Genomic DNA, 23,482 nt, shown 5'->3' with positions numbered 1-23,482 from the left:
CCGCGCGGCGGAGGGCCCTGAGCCGAGCGCCCGTCCGATTCCAGATCCGTTCGCGCACATTGCTTTCCCGGCCACGCAGCCGGACAGCCCCCGCACTCGACACCCGCTGCAGGAGCCTGCTTCGAGCAGGAAACGTCGCGCCCGTACACCGCTCGGAGGCAGCCGCCCCCGGCGACCTCGACTCACAGAGGACCCCGATGACACCAGCCGAACCGGACATCTCCGGGGACGTCCCCCGGGACACCACCCGGGTCAATCTTCTGTTCTGCGGCCTGATGGTGACGATGCTGCTGGCTTCGCTGAACCAGACAGTGCTCAGCCCGGCCCTGCCCACCATCGTCGGCGAGCTCCACGGTGTCGATCAGATGCTCTGGGCGATCACCACGTTCACCCTCGCCACGACGGTCGTGATGCCGGCCTACGGCAAGCTCAGCGACACCTTCGGCCGAAAGCCACTCCTGGTGATCGCGATCAGCATCTTCATCACCGGGTCCGCATGCTGCGGCCTCGCCATGAACATGACCTGGCTGATCGCTTCGCGCGCGATCCAGGGCCTCGGCGCCGGCGGGCTGATGATTCTGGCCCAGGCCGCCATCGCGGACGTCATCCCCGCGCGAGAGCGGGGAAAGTACATGGGCATCATGAGCAGCGTCTTTGCGGTGTCCTCGCTCGCCGGGCCCCTCCTGGGCGGCTGGCTCACCGAAGGACCGGGATGGCGCTGGGTCTTCTGGCTCAACATCCTGGTCGGACTGGTGGCGCTGCTGTCCGCTCTGGTCTTCCTGCGCCTGCCCCGACGCGAGCGGACCGACCAGCGCATCGACACCGCGGGCATCGCGGTGCTCGCCCTGGCCACCACCGGACTGGTCCTCATCAGCGGCTGGGGCGGCACGACGTACGACTGGACGTCTCCGCCGATCCTCGCGCTCGGCGTCGGGACCGCGGTCGCCGTCGCGGCCTTCGTCGCGATCGAGCGGCGCTCCCCGGCACCGGTCATGCCGCCCCACCTGTTCCGCGAACGGAACTTCATCTGCTGCACCATCGCAGGCCTCGCCATGGGCGTGGCCATGTTCGGATCGACGGGCTACCTGCCCACCTATCTCCAGATGGCGACCGGCGCCGAGGCCACCGAGGCGGGTCTGACCATGATCCCCATGATGATCTCGATGATGGTCGTGTCGACGGTGACCGGGCGGGTGATCTCCGCGACCGGCCGCTACAAGGCCTTCCCCATCGCCGGAACCCTCGTCGTCGCTCTGGCGCTCGTGCTGTTGTCGACGATCTCGCTGAGCACGCCGGTGTGGAGGATCTGCGTCACCGTCGGCGTCATGGGCGCCGGCCTGGGCATGACCTTGCAGGTGCTGATGCTGATCGTCCAGAACACCTTCCCCGGCAGTGAAGTGGGTACCGCCACTGCCGCGAACAACTACTTCCGCCAGATCGGTGCCACCCTGGGTGCCTCCGTTGTCGGCAGCCTCTTCGTCTCACGGCTCGTCGGACTGCTCGACGAGCGAGTGAGCTCCGCCGGGAGCTCGATGGTGAGCGGAGACTCCGTCACGCTCACCCCGGCCACGGTTCTGACCCTTCCGAAGAGGTACGCGTGCCGATCGTCGAGTCCTACAACGACGCCCTCATCCCGATCTTCGGCTTCATCGCCCCGCTGGCGGTCGTGGCGGCCGTCGCCCTGCTGTTCGTCGTGGAAGCACCTCTGGCCACCTCGACCACGCCCGTCACCAGAGCAGAGGACGCCGTCGCGGCCAACTGACCCGCTGAACAAGGCCCCGGCGAGCCCCCTCCGCGGCCCCCAGCAGACTCGGCCCACCGCCGTCAATATGACACATGCAATCGTTTCCGCGGGCGAGACCCGGTGAAAACGTCGCCATGCGAGACATCGAGCTTAAATTCTTTCTTGACACAGAGGGATGCAGCCAGTAAACCCAGAGGTCAGGTCGCGGATCCAATGCACGATCGACAGACGAGCCCCGAGGGGACTGAGCGCACCAACAGACAGATACTTGTCTTAATCAAGAGCACGATCTAGAGTACGTGTGGTCAATGTCTCACTGCGTCAACAAGGTTAAGTACGTCATATAGGTGGGTAGAACAGGGACTCGTCACGGCACAGGGCCACGACGAACCCGGACGCCCGACCCGATCGACCTCTGGACTAAGAGCTTTGAGAGCAGGTACCGACCAGCCCACGAATCGTCACGAGCGAGACGCCGAAGTTGCGCAGCCCACCCGAACACCTTCGCCCGCATCCGGACGATTCTCAACAGCCCCAACGGAAGTCACGGCTCCTGACCTCCGTAACGCGTTGACGGCCACCCCTACCTGCCCTAACGATCCGAACTTCAAGGGAAGTGACTCATGAGCAGTTCCGAATACCGCATGCTGATCGACGGCGAACTGGTTGCCTCGACCGGGGGTCACACCTACGAGAACATCAACCCGGCCAACGAAGACGTCATCGGCACCGCACCGAAGGCCGGTGTGGCCGACGTCGAGCGCGCAATCCTCGCGGCCCGCCGCGCCTTCGACACCACGAGCTGGTCGACCGACGCCGACTTCCGCCGCACGTGCCTGATCCAGCTGCAGACCGCTCTTCGCAAGAACGCCGACGCGTTGCGGCCGATCATCGTCGCCGAGGCCGGTCTGCCCATCGCCCTGACCTACGACGTCGGGCTGGACCGCTCGATCGAGATGATCAGCCACTTCACCGACCTGCTCGGGAACTACGAGTTCGAGCGGGTCATCACCCCCATCCCCGGTGACGAGGCGGCGCGCCGCATCGTGCGACGCGAAGCGGCCGGAGTCGTCTCGGCGATCACCCCGTGGAACTACCCGTTCCACATGGCGCTCGTGAAGCTGCTTCCCACCCTGGCGTCCGGATGCACCGTCGTCCTCAAGCCGGCACCGGACACCCCGTGGAACACCCTCGAGATCGGCCGGATCATCCTCGAGCACACCGACATTCCCGCAGGCGTGGTCAACATCGTCACCACCGACGACAACGAGGTCGCGGAAGTTCTGACCACCCACCCGGCGGTGGACGCGGTCACCTTCACCGGATCGACCACCACAGGCCGTCGGATCATGGCCGCGGCCGCGCCGACGGTCAAGCGCGTGACCCTCGAGCTCGGCGGCAAGTCGTCGACGATCCTGCTCGACGACGCGGACTTCGGCGCGCTCGTCCCGCGGGTCGTGGCCGGCACGTGCAGCCACGCCGGCCAAGGCTGCGGCATCCCGTCCCGCCTGCTCGTTCCCCGTTCGCGTCTCGGCGATGCGGTCGACCTCGCGGTCGCGGCCATGGAGAAGTTCCCGTGGGGTGACGTCAACGACCCCGCCAACTACATGGGCCCGCTGGCCAACAAGCGGCAGTACGAGTCCGTGCAGCGCTACTTCGAGCTCGCCAAGCGGGACGGCCGGGTCGTGTTGGGCGGCAACGCCAGCGACCGGTTCGAGAAGGGCTACTGGGTCGAGCCGACCGTCGTCACCGACATCGACTCCCTCGCGCCCGTGGCCCAGGAGGAGATCTTCGGTCCCCTGCTGTGCGTGCTCCCCTACGAGGACGAGGCCGATGCGGTCGCGATCTCGAACAACACCGTCTACGGCCTCGCCGGCACCGTGTGGAGCGCGGACACCGAACGCGCGACAGGGGTGGCCCGCGGAATGCGCACCGGTGCCATCAGCGTCAACGGCGCCACCTGGAATCACCCGTCGATGCCGTTCGGCGGCTACAAGCAGAGCGGGCTCGGCCGCGAATGGGGCGTCGAGGGACTCGAGGACTTCCTCGAGGTCAAGTCCATCGCCCGGCCTGCCTGATTCACCGACAAACTCGATCATTCAGCACCAGTGAGATTTGCTCGTGAGGAGAATTCGATGGGCAGAGTCGAAGGCAAGGTCGCATTCATCACCGGCGCGGCCCGCGGACAGGGACGCAGTCACGCGGTGCGGCTCGCGGAAGAGGGCGCCGACATCATCGCGGTCGACCTGTGTCGCGACATCGAGTCCAACACATACGCTCTCTCCCGGCCCGAGGACCTGAAGGAGACCGCCCGACTGGTCGAGGCCCACGGCCGGCGGATCGTCGCCGTCGAGGCGGATGTCCGTGAGACCTCCCAGCTGGAAGCCGCTCTCGCGCAGGGGCTCGAGGCGTTCGGCAAGCTCGACGTCGTGGTTGCCAATGCCGGCATCTGCCCGATGCTCGGGACGATGGGAATGCAGGGTTGGCTGGACGTCATCGGGGTGAACCTGATGGGCGCGCAGAACACGATCCACGTCGCGATTCCGCACCTGAAGGCGGGTGCGTCGATCATCGCGACCGGATCGACCGCGGCGTTCATGCCGACGGAGAAGATGGACAACCCCGGTGCCGATCCGGGCGGCCAGGGGTACACCGTGGCGAAGTTGATGCTCTCGCACTACATTCACGAGCTCGCCCGTGCACTGTCCGATCAGATGATCCGCGCGAACGTCGTTCACCCGACGAACGTCAACACCGCGATGCTGCAAAGCGACGCAATGTACAAGATCTTCCGCCCCGACCTCGAGCAGCCGACCCTCGACGACGCGCGCGAGGCGTTCAAGGTTCAGCAGGCCCTTCCGATTCCGTGGGTCGAGCCCGTCGACATCAGCAACGCCGTGGTCTACCTCGCCTCCGACGAGGCCCGCTACGTGACCGGAACCCAGATGCGCGTCGACGCGGGCGGCTACCTGAAGTTCCAGGGCTTCCACATCTAGCGGCAGACAAAGTTTTTCGAGAAGGAGAGATCCACAATGAAGGTCAACGTCGACGACAAGGTCTGCCAGGGCCACACCATCTGCGCGATGCTCGCCCCCGACGTCTTCGCACTCAGGGACGAGGACGGTCACGGTTATGCGATCGACGGTGAGGTCCCCGACGAGTTCGAAGGCGTGGCCAGCGAAGCGGTGCGCTCGTGCCCGGAGCGCGCGATCTCCGAGATCGCTTGACACGCACCCCGAACCCTGACCTGTAACCTCCTCTGGCGCTTCGAGAAGAGCGCCTTCGATGTATCCCGGAGCAATCATGACAACGGACGATGTCCTCAACACCGACGATCTGAAGAGATGCCCGATCGACTTCGAGCGGCACGGGCCTCGCTTCCGTGACGAGTTCGCCGAGAAGGCTCAGGAGCTCCACGCGAAGTGCCCGCTCGCGTGGTCGGAGTCCTATGAGGGCCACTGGGTGGCCAGCGGGATGAACGAGGTCTTCGCGCTTGCCCGCCAGACCGATTCGGTGACCAGCTTCCGGGATGTCGACGGATTGGTGAACGGGTACAAGGGCATCTCCATCCCGTCGTTCAAGATGGAGGGGCCCTACCGGGAGCCCTCGTTCCTCGAGCTGCATCCGCCGGAGCAGACCGACTACCGGAAGGCGATCAATCCCTACCTGTCGCCGGCAGCCGTTTCCCGGTGGGTACCGGTCATCGAGGAACTCGTGCGAGCGTGCCTCGATGAAAAGATCGAAAGCGGCAGTATCGATTTCGTGTACGACCTGGCGAACGTCGTTCCGGCGGTCGTGACGATGGGTCTGCTCGGCCTGCCGCTGACCGACTGGGTGATCCACAACGAGCCGGCCCACGCGCTCATGTACACCCCGCCGCATTCGCCCGACTTCGCTCGGGTGCGGAAGATGAACGAGGACAGTCGGGCCGCCCTCGCGGACTGGATCAAGAAGATTCGGGTCGAGCCGCGTCCCGGTCTGCTCGATGCGCTCATCAAGACGACGGTCGTCGGGCAGCCGCTCACCGACGAGCTGATCACCGGTACTGCTTCGTTGCTGGTCGGTGGCGGCTTCGACACCACGACCGCACTGACGGGCCAGTCCATCCTGTGGCTCTCCCAGCACCCCGAACAGCGGGCTCGACTCATCCGTGAGATCGACACCCTCCTCGACGGGGCAACGGAGGAGTTCCTCCGCTACTTCACCCCGGCGCAGGGTGACGGACGAACGATCAGCCAGGACATGGAGGTCGACGGCATCCAGCTCAAGGAGGGTGAGCGCGTCTGGCTCTCGTGGGCGATGGCCAACCGTTCCGCCGAGATCTTCCCGAACCCGGACGAGGTCGACTTCGATCGTCGGGCGAACCGGCACGCGGCATTCGGCCTCGGTGTCCACCGCTGCATCGGCTCGAACGTCGCTCGCGTCGTGTTCAAGAAGATGCTCGCCGCGGTGCTCACCCGCATGCCCGACTTCGTCGTCGACACCGACAAGGTCGTGCACTACGAATCCGTGGCGCAGATCAACGGACTGGTGAACCTGCCCGCCACGTTCACGCCCGGCAAGCGCCTGGGCCCCGGTCTGGAAGAGACGATCGAGCGTGTTCAGAAGATCGTCAACGAGGAGCGGCTCGCCGAGCCGGTCACGGCACAGATGGCAGCCGCGCCCGAGGGCGCTTGATCCGAGGCAGCGCCGACGTATCGGCTCAGCTTCCACCGCGATTGAAGATTGGGATGTGAAGAGATGGTGGAAAAGTGAAGACATGGGAGTTGAGGCGGCGCGCTGGTTCACTGGTCCAGTTCCTGCTGCTGTTGTTCGCAGTGTCAGTGGCAGTGTTCCTGCTCCTCAAACTGATTCCGGGCGGTCCACTGGATGCACTTCTTCCACCGGATGCCACCGAGGAGCAGATCGCGGCCGCCGAGGCGGCACACGGACTCGACCAGCCACTGATCCAGCAGTACCTCAGTTGGCTCGGTGGTGTCCTCCACGGTGACTTCGGCACGTCGTTCCAGACCGGTCAGCCGGTCGGAGAGGCCATCGCCGAACGCCTGCCGGTCTCGCTCGAGATCGCCTTCCTGTCCGTGCTCCTGGCTCTCGTGGTGTCGATTCCGACGGCAGTCTGGGCGGCGTACCGTCCAGGCGGGATCGTCGATCGGGTATCCACGATCGTCTCGTCGGCGCTGCTTGCCACACCGTCGTTCGTTCTGGGTATCGTGCTCATCTTCGTCTTCGCGATGACGCTGAAGATCTTTCCCCCGATGGGGTGGGTGCCGTTCTCGGAGGATCCGGCCGAGCACATCCAGAAGATCATTCTTCCGGTTGTCACCCTCGCCGCATCCGAGATCGTGCTCTTCTTGCGGATCCTCAAGGGCGACATGATGGCCACGCTGCAACAGGACCACGTCCTGTCGGCGCGCGCACGAGGCCTGCCGACGTGGCGGATCCTCTCCGGGCACGCGTTGAAGCAGTCCTCCTTCTCACTGGTGACCGTGTCGGGCATGGTGATCGGCCGGCTCATCGGCGGCACCGTGCTGGTCGAGGCCATCTTCTCCCTGCCCGGTCTGGGAACCCTGGCCATCACCGGCATCAACGCACGTGACTACGTCGTCGTGCAGGCCGTGGTGCTCGTCTGCGCTGTCGGATACATCCTCGTCAACACCCTGGTCGATCTGACCTATCCGCTGCTCGACCCGAGGGTCAGGAAGGAAAAGGCATCATGAGCGAACTTCTCCAGCAGTCGCCTGCCCCCGTCACCGCGGCGGAGCCGGCCGAGAAGACCGCACTGCCTGACGCGAACATCAAGCCGAAGCGGCGCCGCCGGGACATCGGAGCGCTGATCGGAATCATCTGGATTGCCGTCGTGTGCCTGGGGGCGATCTTCGCAAATGTGCTTCCTCTGCCCGATCCGAACGAGGTCTCCAACTTCTTCAGCGCACCGCCCGGCACCGAGGGCCATCTCCTCGGCACCGACACAATCGGTCGAGACTCCCTGTCCCGCTTGATTTACGGCGCTCGCGTGTCACTCGCCGTCGCCATCGGTGCAACCAGCATCTCGCTGCTGATCGGTGTGGCGCTGGGCATGCTCGCCGGCTTCTTCGGCGGGAAGACCGACAAGGTTGTCTCGTTCTTCGTCAACTTCACGCTGTCGTTCCCGCCGCTGATCTTCCTGATCGCGATGGTGACGGTGCTCGAGCCGAGCCTGCCCACCCTGGTGGCGGCGCTGGCCTTCATGGGCATTCCGAACTTCGCCCGAGTGGCACGGGCCAACACGTTGGCGTTCTCGGAACGAGAGTTCGTCACTGCGGCGAAAGCACTGGGCGCCTCGCCATTCCGGATTCTCGTTCGCGAGCTGCTCGCCAACGTCATGCTTCCGATCCTGTCGCTGGCGTTGGTCGTGATGGCGACGCTGGTGATCGCCGAGGGTTCCTTGAGTTTCCTCGGTGTCGGCGTGCCCCCGCCTACACCGAGCTGGGGCGGCATGCTGGCCGCCGGCCGTGAACAGATGAGCCAGCATCCGCATCTCGTGCTGATCCCGGCGCTGTTCTTCTTCATCACCGTGTTCTCCTTCAACAGGATCGGTGACTGGGCTCGCGGACGTGTTGGAAAGGATGCGGCGATATGAGCCACGCGATCAAGTCCCCCGCGCAGGTGAACCCTGCAGTGGAGGCAGGTTCGGCCAAGGTACTGCAGGTCAAGGATCTGCGCGTGTGGTTCGAGACCCCCCGAGGCCTGGTCCGCGCCGTCGAGGGAGTCAACCTCGAGCTGCGGCGTGGCGAGACGCTCGGCATCGTGGGCGAGTCCGGATCGGGCAAGTCCGTCCTGTCCCGCGCGATCATGAAGATCCTGGCCACCAACGCCCACGTTCTGCCGGGCAGCCAGATCGTCCTCAACGGTGTCGACCTGGCGACCGTGAGTACCAAGGACAACCCGCACCTGTGGGGCGTGGACCTGTCCATGGTGTTCCAAGACCCGATGACGTCACTGACACCGGTGATGACGGTCGGCAACCAGCTGACCGAGACCCTGCGGTACCACCTCGGTCTCGACAAGAAGCAGGCCAAGGCCGAGGCGATCCGGCTGCTGGGGCTGGTGGGTATTCCCGAGCCGGAGAAGCGGTTCAACCAGTACCCGCACAACCTCTCGGGCGGTATGCGTCAGCGCGTCACCATCGCCCTGGCCATCTCGTGCTCACCGAAACTGCTCATCGCGGACGAGCCGACCACGGCACTGGACGTGACGGTGCAGCACCAGATCCTGAACCTGCTGCAGAACCTGCAGGAGGAGTCGGGTATGTCGATGATCCTCATCACCCACGACCTGGGTGTGGTCGCGGGCCGTGCCGACACCATCGCGGTGATGTACGCCGGGCGCGTCGTCGAGAAGGCACCCACCCGTGAGTTGTTCGCGAACATGCGCCATCCGTACACGAAGGCGCTCATCGACGCGATCCCCAAGGTGTCGCACGCGAGCCGCACCCGGCTTCCGTCCATCCCCGGGCGACCGCCGATCATCATCGACCCCCCGGCCGCGTGCAGTTTTGCGTCACGGTGTGCCTCGGCGCAGCCTCGCTGCCTCGAGGAGACCCCCACCCTCCAGGTCGGTCCGGCGACGCCGGAGCACTCGGCCGCCTGTTTCTTCCCCCTGGGAACCGCCGAGGGAGATGCCGCCCGTCGACGAAACATCGACGCCGGTGTCACCGCTGCGGGCACCCCGGTCTTCAATGAGGTGATGGCCTGATGGCTGGCAGTGGAACCGCGCACCTGCGCGACCGGGACGACGTCGTCCTGAGTGTTCGAAACCTGGTGGTGGAATACCCCGGTCGCGGCGGACAGCGCGTGCACGCCGTGTCGGACGTCAGTTTCGACGCGGTCCGCGGCGAGACGATCGGACTGGTCGGCGAGTCGGGCTGCGGCAAGTCGAGTGTGGCCAAGGCGATCATGCAGCTGCCCGCACCGACCTCCGGAGTCGTCGAGCTCGACGGCGTCGACGTCGTCGGTCTCAAGGGAACGGCGCTGCGGCGCCAGCGCCGGAAGCTCCAGATGATCTTCCAGGACCCGATCTCGTCGCTGAACCCGTTGCGCAAGGTCAAGGACATCATCGCCGAGGGCCTGCGCATCCAGGGCGACCTGAGTGAGAAGGAGATCCAGGAGCGGACGCAGGCCGTGATCGAGCGGGTCGGTCTCGATCCGGACACGGCTCCGGATCGCCGGCCGCACGAGTTCTCGGGTGGTCAGTGTCAGCGAATCTCCATCGCCCGCGCGATGGTGCTCGACCCGGAAGTGGTCGTCTGCGACGAGCCGGTGTCGGCCCTGGACGTGTCGGTTCAGGCTCAGATCATGAACCTGCTGCACGAGATGAAGGACCGGTATCAGCTGACGCTGGTGTTCATCGCCCACGACCTGGCCGTCGTGAAGAACCTCAGCGACCGCATCGTGGTGATGTATCTCGGGAAGATCTGCGAGATCGGCAGCTCGGACGAGCTGTTCAGCGCACCGGCACATCCCTACACTCGTGCACTGGCACAGTCCATTCCGGAAGCGGACCCCGATGCCCCGGTGAGGGAGGCATCCCTGTCCGGCGATCTCCCCTCGCCGCTGGATCCACCGAGCGGGTGCCGGTTCCGCACGAGATGCCCACTGGCACAGGACAGGTGCGGCTCCGAGGAACCGGAGATCCGCGAGGTGCGTCCAGGACGCTACGTCGCATGTCACTTCCCGCTCGACTGACCCGCACATCCGGAGCACCCGACAGAATCGCTTCGGAGACCAGTTTCACTGCAACACAGCATGTTCCAGTCCAGGGCACATGTCGGGTTGCGCGTCTCGACATACAAATGTTGGAGTCCGAGTACAGGAGTAGAAGTATGAGATCACGCCGAGCCCTCGGGGCACTCGCGACGGTTGTCGTCGCGGGTCTGACCCTGGCAGGTTGTTCCTCGTCCGACGACAGCGGGGAGGCGACCGGCGACCCGAAACCGGGCGGCACGCTGGTCTCGGCCTTCGTCGGCGAGACCCAGTCGCTCGACCCCGCGATCTGCGGTCTGGTTGCGTACCAGCGCTGCTCGCCGATCTTCGGCACCTTGCTGCGCTACGACGCCGAGAACGACAAGATCGTCCCCTACCTCGCCCAGTCGTTCGAGAGCCCGGACGGCGCGAACTGGACCCTGAAGCTGCGCGATGGCGTCAAGTTCAGCGATGGCACCCCGTTCGATGCGGACGCCGTTGTCTTCAACTGGAACCGTATCAAGGACCCCGCGACGCTGTCCGGCGCACTGGCGGCCACCCGGGGTGTCACCTGGGCGGTCGTCGATCCGACCACGGTGAGCGTCACGCTCGACAAGCCGAACTACCAGTTCCCCTGGCAGCTGGTCCGTGGCCTGGGAGCCATCGGTTCTCCCACCGCGATCCAGGCGGCCGGAGCGGAAGTCGGCACCAAGCCCGTCGGCGCCGGCCCCTTCACCGTGCAGTCGTGGGTCCGCAACTCCGAACTGAAGCTCGTCAAGAACCCGACGTACTTCGAGCAGGGCCTGCCCTACCTCGACGCGATGACGATCAAGATCGTCACCAGCGAGGAGCAGAAGTTCAACGCCCTCCTGAGCGGCGAAGCGTCCGTCGCGAATGCCTCGAACGAAGTCGACGCGTCGAAGATGGAGAGCAACGGCTTCCGGGTCGACGAGGCGAACGTCTACGGCGGCAGCGGAGTGATTTTCAACTACAAGAATGCCTCCCTCCAGGACGAGGGTCTACGGAGCGCGATCCTGCACGCCATCGACAACGACCAGTTCGTCGATGCACTCGACAAAGTTGCCGAGCCCGCCGAGGCGTTCCTACGCCCGGGCGACACCTCCGCCGCGTACCCGAATTTCGACCTGAGCGAGTCCCAGAAGCAGTTCGACGACTACCTCAAGCGGACCGGAAAGACCAGCGAAACCGTTACGATCACGAGTTACGCCGGCTTCCCGGTGATGGAGCAGTCGTCCCAGTTGCTCCAGGCACAGCTGCAGAAGATCAAGGGTCTGACCGCCACGATCGTTCCCCTCGAGGCTCCGGTTCTGCTGTCGAAGCAGCGCCAGGGTGACTACCAACTCCTGCTCACCACGTTCCAGTCGCCGACTCGGGACCTGATGTTCGATCTGTTCCACACGAACGGAGCGCAGAACACCACCGGCTACTCGAACCCCGCGGTCGACGCAGCGCTCGAGACCACTCGCTCGTCGACCGACCCCGCCGAGGTGAACAAGGCCTACGAGTCCGCCAACATCCAGATCGCCAAGGACGCGCCGATGCGGACCTGGAACTACATCGACTCGTACCTCGTCTCGGACAAGGACGTACAGGGCGTCCAGATCGTTCCGACCGGCGCAGGCGCCGCGTGGGACTGGGAGAAGGTCTGGCTCAACTGATCGCAACGCGGGTGGGCCGACCGGTCTGAGTCGGTCCACCCTCGTGGCTTCCGGCGACCGACACCGTGCCCGGTCGCGTCCGGGACGGTGTCGCCTCCTGGGCCTCTCACGGCCACGCCGGGCCAACGTCACAGCACGTCGCGCGAGCACCGCCTTGCGCATATTAATGTAGTTTGCTTAAATTTATCGAAATCGGTTGACAAGGATGTCATCGCGACACGATGCAAGTAGGCGCAGATTCCGAGATGGAATACCTTCCGTCTCGGAGTGGGTGTCGGACGGATACCACCGCCACCCCGACAGCACCGATTGCACGGCCAGTCAGCAAACGGGTACCGCACGATGGGCGAATGGCATGAGCAGGGTCGAGATGGAAATCGCCGAGAGCGGTTCGATTTCAACAGTTGCCGGAATCCTCTACAGCGAAGAGGACGACCTGGCATGGGTCGAGATCAACCGACCCATGGCAGCGAATTCGATGAGCTCGTCGATGGTCTCCGAGCTGCGCGCGGTCTGGACGTCCCTGAGTACGAATTCCGCGGTGAAGGCGGTGATCCTCGTCGGTACGGGGACCGAAGCCTTCACCGTCGGGCTGGATTCGAAGGCGGTCCGGGACACGCCGTCGGCCCTGGCGATGGGACCGCGGGAGTGCGGCGTCGAGCAGCACCTGATCGTCGCCGTCAACGGGCTCGCCCGGAACGAGGCCCGGGTCTTCCTGCGTGACGCCGACGTCGTCGTCGCCGCCGAACACGTCGCCATCGACGTCGACCACTTCGCCCGCAATGGAAGCGAGCAGGTGGCGGCAGCTGCCGGCGACGTCCCGGCTGGGCGAATCACCGCTTCCGCCGGCGAGGCGCTGGAGCTGGGCATCGTCGACTCGGTGGTTCCGTTACAGGAACTGCGCTCCCTGGCGACGCGCATTGCCAGGGAGCGCATCGCGGGTGACGGCGAGCGCTGACCGCGATCGGCGAGGCACGCCGAATTTTCGGGTGGTGTTCCACAGGGGACACCGAATTGATCCGCTGGACCGAGTCGCGACGACCGGTCCCCTAACCGATACGAGTCGAGCGTTGGTGGTGGCAGGTGACTGGGCCGGCTGACAAGAGGCCGTCGAACGACGGCGGGAACCGTCGGTCAGCCACCGGTAGGGACCGGGTGAATTCTCGTGGTGACGCGACGCGTCAGCTGATCCTCGCCACGGCGGAACAGTTGTTTGCCCAGCGCGGCATCGCGGCCACCCCGCTTCGTGACATCGGTATGGCGGCCGGGCAGAAGAACCATGCGGCGGTGCAGTACCACTTCGGAGACCGCGAGTCCCTGGTGTCGGCGATCATCGCGCAACGGGCGCGGTCCAGCGAGGCGATCCGACTGGAGATGTTCGCCGACCTGATGGTGCGCGGGCAACCGCAGATCTCCGACCTGGTACGGACCTTCGTGTCGCCGTTGGCGATCCACCTGGACCAGGACAACTACTATCTCCCGTTCATGTCCCGATACGTGCTCGAGTACGGCGGGTACTCACGCCTCGTGCGCGCCGGGTACTCCACAATCCCGTCCTCGACGGCAAGCGCAATTCTGAGCCTCTTGCGGCGTCTGCTGTCGGACCTTTCCGCGGAGGTCATCGAAGAGCGCTGCATGCTCATGCTGACCGGCATGCTGCACACCCTTGCTCGCTACCAGGCGATCCTGGCGTCGGGTGAACAGCTTCCCCTCCCCCTCGACACGCACGTCGAGGACCTGGTGCAATTCTTGACCTCAGGCCTCGCGGCGCCGGTCGGATCAGCCACCCTGCGCTTTCAGTCCGCGCGCGATTCAGCAGGGGCCCTCAGCATGGAACGGGTATCGGTTTTGTACGGTCCACACAACCCGTTCACCGCGTGACGCCGCACTTTCCTTGAGATTACGCGCTATCCGGTTGGACGGAGGCCCACGAGAATCGGACATATCGGACTGTCGATTAAGGTGCCGGTAGGTATTATCGATCTGAGGTAGGGTACGCCGATCCAGATGCGCCAGGGGGGCGTGGTCGATCCGGCCCAACAACAAGATGAGCAGCCGGGTTGTGTTTCACCGCGGATGCAGATGAGAGACGAGAGGAGGCGGGGCGGCACCTGCGCGAGTCGCTGTCCCCGTGCGAAATATGCCTGTAGCACCACCTTCGAACGACGGCGGGGCGGGGCGGCCCGCGGGCAAGGAGCGGGTCAACTCACGCGGGGACGCCACCCGCCAGTTGCTGCTCGTCACGGCCGAGCAGCTGTTCGCCGAACGCGGCATCGCCGCGGTTCCGCTTCGCGACATCGGCATCGCCGCGGGACAGAAGAACCATGCCGTCGTGCAGTATCACTTCGGCGACCGGGAATCCCTCGTCTCCGAGATCATCGCGCTCCGAGCCCAGGCCAGCGAGGAACGCCGGGTCGAGATGTTCGCGGATCTGATGGTCCGCGGACAACCGCAGATCTCCGACCTGGTGCGGGTGTTCATGCTCCCGCTGGCCAGCCACCTCACCGAGGACAACCACTATCTCGCCTTCATGTCCCGCTACATTCTCGAGAACGGCGGGTACTCGCACCTCGGGGGGACTGCGGATCCGATCATTCCCTCGGCGACGGCCAGCACGATCCTGAGCCTGTTGGGCCGACTTCTGTCCGACCTCTCCGAGGAGGTCCTGGAAGAGCGCTCGATGCTCATGCTCACCGGCACCGTGCACACCCTGGCGCGCTACCAGGCGATCCTCGCCGCCGGCGAGGAGCTCCCCCTTCCGCTCGACATTCTGCTCGAGGACCTGGTGCAGTTCCTGACCTCCGGGCTGGAAGCGCCGCTGGGCCCGGCCACCGCATCGGCTCAAGCCACCCTCGGCAGCGGTAAGAGGCGCAGCCAGCTCAAGCTTCCACCCAAGGAAGAGTCCGACGAGGAGTCTGCAAGCTAGGACCGCGATCGGGGCGGGCAGCGAACGCCCGTCCCGATCACCGATCGGGACGGGCGTCACCCGAGGAACGTGCCGCCGTTGACGCCCATCGTCTGCCCGGTGATGAACGAGGCGTCGTCCGAGCAGAGGAAGGCGCAGGACGCGGCGATGTCCTCGCCCGTTCCGATGCGGCCGACGGGAAGATTCTTCCCCAGCACATCGCTCGCCGGCAGCATCCCCGCCTCCTGCTTCCTGCGCAGGCTCGGTGTGTCGATGGCCGAGGGCGCAATGTTGTTGACGGTGAGACCGGACGACGCGTACTCCAGCGCCAGCGTCTTCGTCAGCGCGATCACGCCGCCCTTCGAAGCCGAGTAGGCCGCCATGTTCCGCGCACCGTGCTGCCCGCTCGAGGACGAGATCAGCACGATCCTGCCCCACCCGGCGTCCACCATGTCCGCGATCACGGACTGGACGCAGTTGAAGGTGCCCGTGAGATTGATGGCGAGGACGCGGTTCCACGATTCCGTCGTGGTCTCGGCGAAAGGCTCCTGAACCGCCACCGCCGCACTGGTGACCAGCACCGCGACGGGGCCGAGCTCGCTGCGGACGGCCGCGACGGCGCGATCGAGTTGCGCCCGATCGCTCACGTCGACCCGGTGGCCCACGGCCCGGCCACCCGCGGCGCGCAGTTCCGCGGCGGCCACCTCGGCGCCGTCGCCGTCGACGTCCAGGACGGCGACGGCGTAGCCCTCACGGGCGAGCCGGACGGAAACCGCTCGGCCGATGCCGGACGCTCCCCCGGTCACGACCGCCACCCGGCCGGTCCGCCTACCGCTCGAAGCCATACCGATTCACTCCTGCCTGTCGAGGCCCGCCGTCGCCGGCCCGTAGGTCGGGCCGGCGACGACGCCGGCTATCGGACGGTGACGCGCTCACGCGAGGACGAGAACGCGCCGCCGTAGTTCTCGGTCGACGACACCTCGGCGAGCATCTCGTGGAGCTTCCCACGTCCACCGGGGTTGAGCAGGAACTTGCGCACCTTCCCCTCGACGTTCGCGCCGAAGTAGTGACTGTGCTCCGCGGAGTACATCGACTGGGGCGCAAGCGTCTCGATCATCGTCATCCACGCGTCCTGCTGCGCCTCGGTCGGCTCGAAGACGTCGTAGCCGTGGTCGCGCGCGTAGATCAGCGTGTCCATGATCCAGTCGACCTGGTCCTGCGAGTACCGCGGGTAGTTGCCTCCGCCGGCACCGTGCGGACCACCCGGGAACAGGAAGTTCGGCAGCAGGTGCGCGCTGAAACCGCCGAAGTCGGAGGGCCCGTCGGTCCAGTCGACACCGAGGTCGAGGCCCTCCCGTCCCTGCACCCCCATTCGCGTCAGGGCACCGGTGCCGAAGTCGAAACCGGTTGCGTAGACGATGATGTCGTAGTCCCTGTGGCCTTCGGTCGTCTCGATGCCGGTCTCGTCGACGCGCACGATCGGGGTTTCCCGCAGGGCGATCAGCGACGCGTTCGGCTTGTTGAACGACTCGAAGTAGTTCGTCACGAACGGAGGCCGCTTCGCGCCGAAGAGGTGATCCTTCGGGATGAGCCGCTCCGCCGTCACCGGATCCTTGACGATCGAGCGGATCTTGCCGGCGAGGAACTCACAGAACTCGAGGTTGACCTCGCGGTTCGTCGTCATGTCGTAGTAGTTCGACGTGAGCTTGCCGAAGCCGGGGCTGTTCCACATCTTCTCGTAGAACGCCTGGCGCTCCTCCGGCGTGTGGTCCGTCGAGAACTTTCCGGAGGGCTGGTGGAGGAAGCCCGACGGCGCGGTGCTCAGGGTGTGGGCGACGTCCTCGAAGTTGTCGCAGAGCCACTTCTGGCGCTCGTCCGTGATCGGGGCGTTGTTCAGCGGAGTCGTCCAGGTCGGCGTGCGTTGGTACAGGTCGACGGCCGCGACCGTGTCCACGATGGCGGGGAGGAGTTGGGCGCCGCTGGGCCCGTTCCCGATGATCGCGACGCGCTTGCCCGCGAACTCCACGGGAGTGTGCGGCCACGCGCCGGTGTGGTACGCCTGCCCACCGAACACGTCGAGACCGTCGATCTCCGGGTAGTGCGGCACAGAGAGTCCACCCGTCGCGGAGATCACCCAACGCGCCCGGACGACACTGCCCTTCGCGGTCGTCACGACCCACACGTTGTCGGTCTCGTCGTACACCGCGGAGACGACCTTCTCCCCGGTGCGGATGTGCTTCCGGAGATCGAACCGGTCGACGACGAAGTTGAGGTAGCTCTCGATCTCCGGCTGCGTCGCGAACTCCTCCTTCCACCGCCACTCTTCGAAGAGTTCCTTGGAGAAGATGTAGCCGTAGGTGTAGCTCTCGGAGTCGAACCGCGCGGAGGGGTAGCGGTTCCAGTACCAGACGCCACCGACCCCGTCGCCGGCCTCCAACGTCTGGACCGAGAACCCGGCGTCGAGCGCCCGATAGAGCGCGTAGATGCCGACCACTCCGGCACCGATCACCAGCACGTCGACGTCAACGTCGTTGTTGGACTGCCCTGCCATTGACACACTCCCAGATAGTCACGACTGATCTGCCAGCCTCCCTCAAGATAGATAAGCATGTGTGATGAAAAATAACAAGACCAGGACAGTGACCAGCGAACTAGGTCAATGAAAGGACCCTTCACTCTGAGCTGCACTGATGAAATATGACCCGAGCCCCGAGAAGGGCGATCGGTGGCGAGCACGACCCGGCCAACCCCCGCCACGAGCGCATGATCGACGTGAAGCCGCCCGCGCGGACTCGACATCCGTCGCATGCGCCGACGTCGCCGTCAGGAGCTTCCAGACCAGCCGTCACGATGCTCGGCATCATCCTGCAAGCTGTCGTCGCGACGGTCAACCAACCCGCCCGGGATTACTCCACTCTGTCGAAAACGATGATCGTCGATCGCGTCGTCCACTCGACTGCGATCGTGGCAACGCCATCCCGGGCGGGGTCGAATCCGTGAGCGATCACGGCGCCGGCTGTGGCGTCGAACATCAACCGCAGCAGGAAATGTGGGGTGGTCGGGCGACTGAGCAACCACGACGCCCGGCCGCGTTCGACCGGAGTTCGGTGCGCCCACCGGTGGACTCTATTCCGGATCGGCCGGTCGGTATCACGACCCTTGACAATTAAGCGGTACTGCACAACTATTGCGAAAACTCTTCTCCACCTTTCTCTTACGGCCGCTAAGCATCTCCGGTCGACCCTTGTTCTGATCAGAGGCCGTGCTCGACGGCGGCAGTTCCGCCACGACGAGGGGGTGGATCATCGTTGGATCTGGAAGGAAGGATCGACATCACGTGACTGTTCGAAACCGGGTGGGTGCCGGCGCCCGAGGTGTGCAATGACTCGACTCGTGCCCGGCCAGGTGGCAGTTGTGACTGCTGCAGGCAGCGGGATCGGCAAGGCGCTCGCCCACGCCTTCGCGGTGCGCGGACTCAACCTCGCGATCGCGGACATCGACGAGAACGCCCTACGGGCCACGCGTGACGAATTGACCGACCTAGGCACCGAGGTCGTCACAGTGCCGACCGATGTCACGAGTTCCGAATCGGTCGAAAAGCTCGCCGGTACCACTCTCGAGCACTTCGGCACTTTCGACGTCGTCTGCAACAACGTCGGGGCGGCCAACAGCCACTGTCCATCGTGGGAGATCAGCCCGGAATCCTGGCAGCGCCTCCTGTCACTGAACCTGTGGAGCGTGATCAACGGTATCCGCGCATTCGTGCCCCATCTCGCCGAGAAGAACTCCGGGCACGTGCTGAACACCGCCTCGATGTCCGGCCTGTCGATCATCCCCGGCATCGCGGACTATGTCGTCACCAAGCACGCGGTCGTCGCGCTGACCGAGACGTTGAGCGCGGAACTGAACGCCGCAACGTCGGCCGTCGGAGCCACCGTCCTGTGCCCGGGGATCGTCCGCACCCCCATGAGCGCTGGGCTCGGAGTGGACCCCGCTGATGGTGGCAGGGTGCCGTCGCAGGGAGGAGCACCGATCCCACGCCAAACCGCGATCGATCCCGGTGAGGCAGCCGAAACCGCTCTCGCTGCTGTCGAGGCCGGCTACCTGTACGCGGTGCCCGCTGCTGACCCGCTCGGGCGGATTCGCCCCAAGGTGGATCGTTTGCTCCACGAGGTGGCGCACCAGCCCTGGCAGCCACCCTCGCGGGCTGATCGGGATTGATGCCCACTCGATGAAGGCCTGCCGGTCGGGGCCGCAGCCGCGTCCGGACCGTTCGGACGCCTCGTGGACCGCTCGAACGTCGAATGGCACACGCGTGGAACGCATGTGCCATTCGACTGGGCGGGTCTTCGGTGGTGCCGGAACCTCAGGCCAGGACGTCGCGCCGGACGATCGTCTCGTCGCGTCCGGGGCCGACCCCGATGCAGGAGATGTACGCGCCGGACAGCTCCTCGAGCCGCAGCACGTAGTTCTGCGCGTTGACCGGAAGCTCCTCGAAGGTGCGGCAGTGCGAGATGTCCTCCCACCAACCGGGCATCTCCTCGTAGATCGGCTTCGCGTGGTGGATGTCGGTCTGCGTCATCGGCATCTCGTCGTAGCGCACACCGTCGACCTCGTAGGCGACGCAGATCGGCACCGTCTCCAGGCTGGAGAGCACGTCGAGCTTGGTGAGGAAGTAGTCCGTGATGCCATTGACGCGGGTCGCGTAGCGGGCGATGACGGCGTCGAACCAGCCGGTGCGGCGGGCACGGCCGGTGGTGACACCGACCTCACCACCCTGCTTGGCGAGGTATGCGCCGTGGTTGTCGAACAGCTCGGTCGGGAACGGACCTGAGCCGACGCGGGTGGTGTACGCCTTGAGGATCCCGAGCACCGTGGTGATCCGGGTGGGCCCGATGCCGGAGCCGACGGCCGCACCGCCAGAGGTGGGGTTCGACGACGTCACGTACGGGTAGGTGCCGTGATCGACGTCGAGCAGGGTGCCCTGCGACCCCTCGAGGAGCACGGTCTCACCGCGCTCGAGCGCACGGTTGAGCTCGAGCCGGGTGTCGGTGATGCGGTGCTTGAAGCCCTCCGCCTGCTCGAGCACCTCGTCGACGACCTGCTGCGGGTCGAGGGCCTTGCGGTTGTAGATCTTGGCCAGCACCTGGTTCTTGAATTCCAGAGCCGCCTCGACCTTCTGGGTGAGGATCTTCTCGTCGAGAACGTCCGCCGCGCGAACGCCGACACGGGCGATCTTGTCCTGGTAGCAGGGGCCGATGCCGCGTCCGGTGGTGCCGATCTTCTTGGCCCCGAGGAAGCGTTCGGTGACCTTGTCGATGGCCACGTGGTACGGCATGATCAGGTGCGCGTCGGCCGAGAGCAGCAGGTTCGACGTGTCGACCCCGCGCTCGTCGAGGCCGGCGAGTTCCTCGAGCAGCACACCCGGGTCCACCACGACACCGTTGCCGATCACGTTCTTCACGCCCGGGGTCAGGATGCCGGACGGGATCAGGTGCAGCGCGAACTTGTCGCCGTTCGGCAGGACGACGGTGTGCCCGGCGTTGTTGCCACCCTGGTACCGCACCACCCACTGCAGGCGGCCGCCCAGTAGATCGGTAGCTTTGCCCTTACCCTCGTCGCCCCACTGGGCTCCGATGAGGACGATTGCCGGCATGACGTCTCCTAGAGTCGACAGACTTCTGCGCATCTCAGCGCAGAGGCCAGCCGCCCACAGGCAGTGGCCGGGACGACAGTTTAGCCCAGTGCACTCGAGGTCGAGGCGGGCACACCACCCTCCGGCCCGGCCGGACTCGTCCCACTCTCACGCCGCGTGGTGCTCGTGCAGCCACGGCGCGGGACTGACCTGGACTTCGAGGCCCTCCTCGTCCGAGGCGGACCGGACCACACACGTCGGTGGCGCCCACACCACCCCGTCCGACTGGAGGTAGATGGGACGGTCCGGGTCGCCGCCGAGCAGGAAGCTGACCCCCCGGCTCATCCGGAACTGCCCGATGCCGTGGGCAGCGATCCGCTGTGGCCCCTCGGGGGCCTCCTCACCGGGCTCGGTGTCGGGCACCAACTCCTCGTTCGTCGTGTTGACCATCGTGACATTCAGGGTTGTCATCGCATTCACCCCGGATTGCCCTCGATCCGTTCTCGGTTGTTCGTCTCGATCCGTTCCCGGCATGCCCGTCGGGTACCCGGAACGCCGGCCCCGGACACCCGGCCGCGGGGTCACTCCGCGACGAGTGCGAATCCCGGACGCCCGCCGTTGTCCTCGGGCACGATCCCGGCGACCACCACTCCCGCGCCGGAGCGGACCGAGCCGTCGACGTGGTACGTCCCGTCCTCCGCCACCTGCGGCGGCACCGTTGCGGTTCCGCCGACCAGCGACAGCATGTTGAACCACACCACCCGGACCGGTTCGTGCGGCGCGTCCGCAGGCAGCTGCGCCGAGATCCGGACGACCTCCGGATCCGCCGCGGAACGCTCGACGTCGGCGTGGACGACCCACGTCCCGATCACCGGGTGCACCTGGAACGGATGGCCGAGTGCCGTGGTCGGCGTGGACATCTGCCCGATGCCGAGTTCGAGGAGATCCTGGGCGGCGCGCAGGTCCGCCGACGACTCGGCGGTGCCCTCTTTTCGGAGTTCGGTCACCACCGAGGTGAGCCCGGATCTACAGAACCGGGTGACCCGGGTGGAGGGACGTCGGGTGCGGGTGTCCGTGGTGGTCAGCATGCCTGACTCCGATGCGTGGGTGGGTGTCGGCCGCACCTACCAGGATAGAACCGTGAGGTCTCGAACACGGTCGCATTTCGGTATCGCCGGGACACACTCGGTCACCGCCGGGACGCGCTTCACCGCTGCCCGGATTCGAGCACCGGTGCCGATCACCCGAGGCGGGTGTTCGTATCGTCGACGGTGACGACCACGCACCGACCCGGAGCTGATCTTGACCATTCACGTACTCGCCTGTGGCGATCCGACGCTCCCCGCCGCGCTGCGCTCGCTGCCCGTCACCCCCGCACCGGCGGTGCCGGCGAAACCGGACTTCGACGCGCTGCTGCCGCAACTGGGCGGTCCCGATCCCGCGCGCGCCGTCGCGCCGCGGCTGGTCGTCGTCGGCGACGACGGTGCACTCGCGGCCACGGTGACGCGGCTGATGCGGTCCGAGCGGCTGCACGTCGAGGTCGCGTACGTGACCGCGCAGCGCAGCCCGGCGACACGGTTGTACCGACTGCCGGTCGGTGACCGGGCGGCCCGGCTGGCCGTCGCGGGCACCGCCACGCCGCTGCCGCTGATCCGGGACGATTCCGGTACCGCGCTGGTCGGGGAGGCGACGGTCACCGGCCCCGACGGCAATCGGCTCGTCGGGGAGGCGTACGCCGACTCCGAGCGAGTGTTCTCGGGGGAGGTCGACGCCCTGCGGGTGACCCCGACGGTCGGGTTGCCCGGAGTCCGGGCCAGCGCCGCGACTCGACTGCTGCGCAGGCACTGGCTGCCTGCACGAGCCGTCCAGCTCGGCGCGGTGGGCGCCGTGGTCACCCGGGACGGGGTCACCACGCCGCGGGCGCTCAAGCGGTGCAGCTTCTACCGCGACGACCGGGAGTGGCTCCTCGTCCGCTGACCGCGACGCGGGCCGCTGGTCGCGCGGGCGCCGATACTGGTCTCATGACGTTCCCTCGGACCCGGCGGGCCACGGTCCGGCCCAGCCCCGTGTTCTTCGCGGTCCTGGCGGCCGCGGTCGGCGGCGGGGCGCTCGCCTGGCAGGCGGCGCCGCGGTCGACGACCGCCGGTGTCGGGGTGTTCCTGCTGGTGGTGGCGGGGTGGGTGGTCACGGTGTGCCTGCACGAGTTCGGGCACGCGTACACGGCCTGGCGGTACGGCGACCACGAGGTCGCCGCCCGCGGCTACCTGACGCTGAATCCGTTGAAGTACAGCCACCCGGTGCTGTCGATCGGCCTGCCGGTGCTGTTCATCGCACTCGGCGGCATCGGCCTGCCGGGCGGGGCGGTGAACCTGCGCACCGATCTGCTGCCCCCGCGGGCGGTGCGCCGGATCACCCTGGCCGGACCGGCCGTCAACGCGCTCGCCGCCGCGGGCCTGCTCGCGGCGATCCGGCTCTTCGGCGACGCCGGCACCCACCCCGCGTTCTGGTGGGGCCTGAGCTTCCTCGCGTTCCTGCAGGTGATGGCGACGGTGCTGAACCTGATCCCGATCCCGGGTCTCGACGGCTACGCCGCGCTCGAGCCGTCGCTGTCGCCACGGACCCGGCACTCCCTCGACCAGTTCAAGGCCCTGGGGATGCTGCTGCTGATCGGGTTGCTGTTCGTGCCGTCGGTCAACCGGGTGTTCTTCGACGCGATCTACGCCCTGTTCGAACTGTCCGGGGTGCCGGGCGTGTGGGCGCAGTACGGGAACTACCTGTTGCGGTTCTGGCAGTGACCGT

At 66.2% G+C, this 23,482-nt stretch carries 22 protein-coding genes; 17 read left to right on the top strand and 5 right to left on the bottom strand.

All coding sequences use genetic code 11. The features are described from left to right. The first annotated feature begins 197 nt into the window (after positions 1-197). The 13 genes from ACFYVR_RS07815 (at position 198) to ACFYVR_RS07755 (ending at position 15,069) form a co-directional block, all read left to right on the top strand. Positions 198-1,868, top strand: coding sequence for an MDR family MFS transporter (locus ACFYVR_RS07815; RefSeq protein WP_387471392.1), 1,671 nt, complete (start codon positions 198-200; stop codon positions 1,866-1,868). A gap of 499 nt (positions 1,869-2,367) precedes the next feature. Then, positions 2,368-3,822, top strand: coding sequence for an aldehyde dehydrogenase family protein (locus tag ACFYVR_RS07810; protein ID WP_387471390.1), 1,455 nt, complete (start codon positions 2,368-2,370; stop codon positions 3,820-3,822). Positions 3,823-3,879: 57 nt separating this feature from the next. Next, positions 3,880-4,740 (top strand): mycofactocin-coupled SDR family oxidoreductase, encoded by an 861-nt coding sequence (locus ACFYVR_RS07805; protein ID WP_387471388.1) that lies wholly within the window; start codon positions 3,880-3,882, stop codon positions 4,738-4,740. Positions 4,741-4,776: 36 nt separating this feature from the next. Continuing rightward, on the top strand, positions 4,777-4,971 hold the full coding sequence (locus tag ACFYVR_RS07800; RefSeq protein WP_387471386.1) for a ferredoxin: 195 nt from the start codon (positions 4,777-4,779) through the stop codon (positions 4,969-4,971). 76 nt (positions 4,972-5,047) lie between these two features. Continuing rightward, a complete protein-coding gene (locus tag ACFYVR_RS07795) occupies positions 5,048-6,421 on the top strand; it encodes a cytochrome P450 (protein ID WP_387471384.1) in 1,374 nt (457 codons plus the stop codon). A gap of 74 nt (positions 6,422-6,495) precedes the next feature. Then, positions 6,496-7,461 carry an ABC transporter permease gene (locus tag ACFYVR_RS07790; protein WP_387471382.1) on the top strand — a complete coding sequence of 322 codons (966 nt, stop codon included), beginning with the start codon at positions 6,496-6,498 and terminating at the stop codon, positions 7,459-7,461. Then, on the top strand, positions 7,458-8,363 hold the full coding sequence (locus ACFYVR_RS07785; protein WP_387471380.1) for an ABC transporter permease: 906 nt from the start codon (positions 7,458-7,460) through the stop codon (positions 8,361-8,363). The genes ACFYVR_RS07790 and ACFYVR_RS07785 overlap by 4 nt, the downstream gene beginning before the upstream one ends. Further along, positions 8,360-9,478 (top strand): ABC transporter ATP-binding protein, encoded by a 1,119-nt coding sequence (locus ACFYVR_RS07780; RefSeq protein ID WP_387471378.1) that lies wholly within the window; start codon positions 8,360-8,362, stop codon positions 9,476-9,478. Before ACFYVR_RS07785 ends, ACFYVR_RS07780 begins: the two co-directional genes overlap by 4 nt. Further along, positions 9,478-10,467: an ABC transporter ATP-binding protein gene (locus ACFYVR_RS07775; RefSeq protein WP_387471376.1), complete on the top strand. Its 990-nt coding sequence runs from the start codon at positions 9,478-9,480 to the stop codon at positions 10,465-10,467. The genes ACFYVR_RS07780 and ACFYVR_RS07775 overlap by 1 nt, the downstream gene beginning before the upstream one ends. Positions 10,468-10,604: 137 nt before the next feature. Continuing rightward, positions 10,605-12,143 carry an ABC transporter substrate-binding protein gene (locus tag ACFYVR_RS07770; RefSeq protein ID WP_387471374.1) on the top strand — a complete coding sequence of 513 codons (1,539 nt, stop codon included), beginning with the start codon at positions 10,605-10,607 and terminating at the stop codon, positions 12,141-12,143. A gap of 355 nt (positions 12,144-12,498) precedes the next feature. Next, positions 12,499-13,101 (top strand): enoyl-CoA hydratase/isomerase family protein, encoded by a 603-nt coding sequence (locus tag ACFYVR_RS07765; protein ID WP_387471372.1) that lies wholly within the window; start codon positions 12,499-12,501, stop codon positions 13,099-13,101. Between the two features lie 197 nt (positions 13,102-13,298). After that, positions 13,299-14,024: a TetR/AcrR family transcriptional regulator gene (locus ACFYVR_RS07760; protein ID WP_387471370.1), complete on the top strand. Its 726-nt coding sequence runs from the start codon at positions 13,299-13,301 to the stop codon at positions 14,022-14,024. A gap of 259 nt (positions 14,025-14,283) precedes the next feature. After that, entirely contained in the window at positions 14,284-15,069 is a 786-nt protein-coding gene (locus ACFYVR_RS07755) for a TetR family transcriptional regulator (protein ID WP_387471368.1), read from the top strand. 56 nt (positions 15,070-15,125) lie between these two features. Here ACFYVR_RS07755 and ACFYVR_RS07750 read toward each other — a convergent pair whose 3' ends face one another. Both ACFYVR_RS07750 and ACFYVR_RS07745 read right to left on the bottom strand, forming a co-directional pair. Further along, a complete protein-coding gene (locus ACFYVR_RS07750; RefSeq protein ID WP_387471366.1) occupies positions 15,126-15,893 on the bottom strand; it encodes an SDR family NAD(P)-dependent oxidoreductase in 768 nt (255 codons plus the stop codon). A gap of 68 nt (positions 15,894-15,961) precedes the next feature. Further along, positions 15,962-17,599: a flavin-containing monooxygenase gene (locus ACFYVR_RS07745; RefSeq protein ID WP_387471364.1), complete on the bottom strand. Its 1,638-nt coding sequence runs from the start codon at positions 17,597-17,599 to the stop codon at positions 15,962-15,964. Between the two features lie 212 nt (positions 17,600-17,811). Between ACFYVR_RS07745 and ACFYVR_RS07740 the strand changes: the two genes are divergently transcribed. Further along, complete coding sequence (locus ACFYVR_RS07740; protein ID WP_387471362.1) at positions 17,812-18,048, top strand: hypothetical protein; 237 nt, start codon at positions 17,812-17,814, stop codon at positions 18,046-18,048. 393 nt (positions 18,049-18,441) lie between these two features. Continuing rightward, entirely contained in the window at positions 18,442-19,269 is an 828-nt protein-coding gene (locus ACFYVR_RS07735; protein WP_387471360.1) for an SDR family NAD(P)-dependent oxidoreductase, read from the top strand. A gap of 145 nt (positions 19,270-19,414) precedes the next feature. Here the strand turns inward: ACFYVR_RS07735 and ACFYVR_RS07730 are convergent, their stop codons facing one another. From ACFYVR_RS07730 to ACFYVR_RS07720, 3 genes are all read right to left on the bottom strand, one after another. Further along, positions 19,415-20,704 (bottom strand): adenylosuccinate synthase, encoded by a 1,290-nt coding sequence (locus ACFYVR_RS07730; RefSeq protein ID WP_387471358.1) that lies wholly within the window; start codon positions 20,702-20,704, stop codon positions 19,415-19,417. A gap of 147 nt (positions 20,705-20,851) precedes the next feature. After that, positions 20,852-21,154, bottom strand: a complete 303-nt coding sequence (locus ACFYVR_RS07725) for a hypothetical protein (protein ID WP_387471356.1) — start codon at positions 21,152-21,154, stop codon at positions 20,852-20,854. Between the two features lie 110 nt (positions 21,155-21,264). Next, positions 21,265-21,771, bottom strand: coding sequence for a hypothetical protein (locus ACFYVR_RS07720; protein WP_387471354.1), 507 nt, complete (start codon positions 21,769-21,771; stop codon positions 21,265-21,267). Between the two features lie 208 nt (positions 21,772-21,979). Here ACFYVR_RS07720 and ACFYVR_RS07715 point away from each other — a divergent pair, with 208 nt between their 5' ends. Both ACFYVR_RS07715 and ACFYVR_RS07710 read left to right on the top strand, forming a co-directional pair. Beyond that, positions 21,980-22,660 (top strand): hypothetical protein, encoded by a 681-nt coding sequence (locus ACFYVR_RS07715; RefSeq protein WP_387472006.1) that lies wholly within the window; start codon positions 21,980-21,982, stop codon positions 22,658-22,660. Between the two features lie 44 nt (positions 22,661-22,704). Continuing rightward, positions 22,705-23,478 carry a site-2 protease family protein gene (locus ACFYVR_RS07710; RefSeq protein ID WP_387471352.1) on the top strand — a complete coding sequence of 258 codons (774 nt, stop codon included), beginning with the start codon at positions 22,705-22,707 and terminating at the stop codon, positions 23,476-23,478. Positions 23,479-23,482 lie beyond the last annotated feature (4 nt).

It is taken from the genome of Rhodococcus sp. NPDC003318, assembly GCF_042879035.1.
GTDB lineage: Bacteria > Actinomycetota > Actinomycetes > Mycobacteriales > Mycobacteriaceae > Rhodococcus_G.
Note: the sequence above shows the minus strand (reverse complement) of the source record. Positions and strands in the feature narration are given on the sequence as shown.

Excerpts from the sequence above, each read along its gene's own strand:
- ACFYVR_RS07750 (WP_387471366.1), bottom strand. The coding sequence starts at position 15,893 with ATGGCTTCGAGCGGTAGGCGGACCGGCCGGGTGGCGGTCGTGACCGGG.
- ACFYVR_RS07780 (WP_387471378.1), top strand. The coding sequence starts at position 8,360 with ATGAGCCACGCGATCAAGTCCCCCGCGCAGGTGAACCCTGCAGTGGAG.
- ACFYVR_RS07800 (WP_387471386.1), top strand. The coding sequence starts at position 4,777 with ATGAAGGTCAACGTCGACGACAAGGTCTGCCAGGGCCACACCATCTGC.
- ACFYVR_RS07745 (WP_387471364.1), bottom strand. The coding sequence starts at position 17,599 with ATGGCAGGGCAGTCCAACAACGACGTTGACGTCGACGTGCTGGTGATC.
- ACFYVR_RS07755 (WP_387471368.1), top strand. The coding sequence starts at position 14,284 with ATGCCTGTAGCACCACCTTCGAACGACGGCGGGGCGGGGCGGCCCGCG.
- ACFYVR_RS07785 (WP_387471380.1), top strand. The coding sequence starts at position 7,458 with ATGAGCGAACTTCTCCAGCAGTCGCCTGCCCCCGTCACCGCGGCGGAG.
- ACFYVR_RS07805 (WP_387471388.1), top strand. The coding sequence starts at position 3,880 with ATGGGCAGAGTCGAAGGCAAGGTCGCATTCATCACCGGCGCGGCCCGC.
- ACFYVR_RS07720 (WP_387471354.1), bottom strand. The coding sequence starts at position 21,771 with ATGCTGACCACCACGGACACCCGCACCCGACGTCCCTCCACCCGGGTC.
- ACFYVR_RS07730 (WP_387471358.1), bottom strand. The coding sequence starts at position 20,704 with ATGCCGGCAATCGTCCTCATCGGAGCCCAGTGGGGCGACGAGGGTAAG.
- ACFYVR_RS07765 (WP_387471372.1), top strand. The coding sequence starts at position 12,499 with ATGAGCAGGGTCGAGATGGAAATCGCCGAGAGCGGTTCGATTTCAACA.
- ACFYVR_RS07815 (WP_387471392.1), top strand. The coding sequence starts at position 198 with ATGACACCAGCCGAACCGGACATCTCCGGGGACGTCCCCCGGGACACC.
- ACFYVR_RS07795 (WP_387471384.1), top strand. The coding sequence starts at position 5,048 with ATGACAACGGACGATGTCCTCAACACCGACGATCTGAAGAGATGCCCG.
- ACFYVR_RS07775 (WP_387471376.1), top strand. The coding sequence starts at position 9,478 with ATGGCTGGCAGTGGAACCGCGCACCTGCGCGACCGGGACGACGTCGTC.
- ACFYVR_RS07770 (WP_387471374.1), top strand. The coding sequence starts at position 10,605 with ATGAGATCACGCCGAGCCCTCGGGGCACTCGCGACGGTTGTCGTCGCG.
- ACFYVR_RS07810 (WP_387471390.1), top strand. The coding sequence starts at position 2,368 with ATGAGCAGTTCCGAATACCGCATGCTGATCGACGGCGAACTGGTTGCC.
- ACFYVR_RS07740 (WP_387471362.1), top strand. The coding sequence starts at position 17,812 with ATGATCGACGTGAAGCCGCCCGCGCGGACTCGACATCCGTCGCATGCG.
- ACFYVR_RS07725 (WP_387471356.1), bottom strand. The coding sequence starts at position 21,154 with ATGACAACCCTGAATGTCACGATGGTCAACACGACGAACGAGGAGTTG.
- ACFYVR_RS07710 (WP_387471352.1), top strand. The coding sequence starts at position 22,705 with ATGACGTTCCCTCGGACCCGGCGGGCCACGGTCCGGCCCAGCCCCGTG.